Origin of the sequence: Shewanella sp. 10N.7 (assembly GCF_020806285.1) — a bacterium.
Taxonomy (GTDB): Bacteria; Pseudomonadota; Gammaproteobacteria; order Enterobacterales; family Shewanellaceae; genus Shewanella; species Shewanella electrodiphila.
This window is the reverse complement of record NZ_JAJGZS010000068.1, coordinates 1-585: the sequence shown is the minus strand read 5'-3', so window position 1 is coordinate 585 and position 585 is coordinate 1. Positions and strand designations below refer to the sequence as shown.

1 protein-coding gene is annotated in these 585 nt (G+C 44.3%); it reads left to right on the top strand.

Features of this window, described 5'->3' with window-relative positions; genetic code table 11:
* Positions 1–137: 137 nt before the first annotated feature.
* Positions 138–350, top strand: a complete 213-nt coding sequence (locus LMH66_RS20235; protein WP_229372720.1) for a hypothetical protein — start codon at positions 138–140, stop codon at positions 348–350.
* Positions 351–585 lie beyond the last annotated feature (235 nt).

Below are 585 nucleotides of genomic sequence, written 5' to 3'. Positions count from 1 at the left end.
GGGGCGTCCCTTCCCCTCGAAAGCTAGCCAGACATCCTTGTCTGGACTCACGCGACTTTCTTGCTTACCTCAATTCAAATTGTGCATTCTTAGAAGATCGAAACACCTATACAACTTGAGCTTTTTAGCTCTTTAAATTGTCACGAATACAGTTAAATCGAAGAGATGAAAATTCGGGTGTAAGCATGGCTGTGACCGTCCATGACATGGACGTCATGGCCGAGTTTTCAGGGATGAACTTGCAGCGTGTCACAGTCGTGCTTGCACAAAAGGCCGCTTTTTCACATCCATGTGATCGCGACATTCCGTTCATCCTGAACATCCCAGCGGCAGGCAATGGATTAGATTGAAGTGATGGTCTTAAGTAATTGAGCCAATATAGATAAAGTGCAACACATAAACGGGTAACTCGTTTATGCCCCAAAACGATTTAGCAGCTTTAGTCAGCTAATGATTTCTAGATTTGAATCTAAATCTAAATCAAGGTCGTGGCGCTTCGCCCACACCAGACTAAAAGGGTATCAACAGCAATGTGATGTGGTCAAGTAAATCTGTACACGCTTAGGGGAGTTATTATCATGCCGC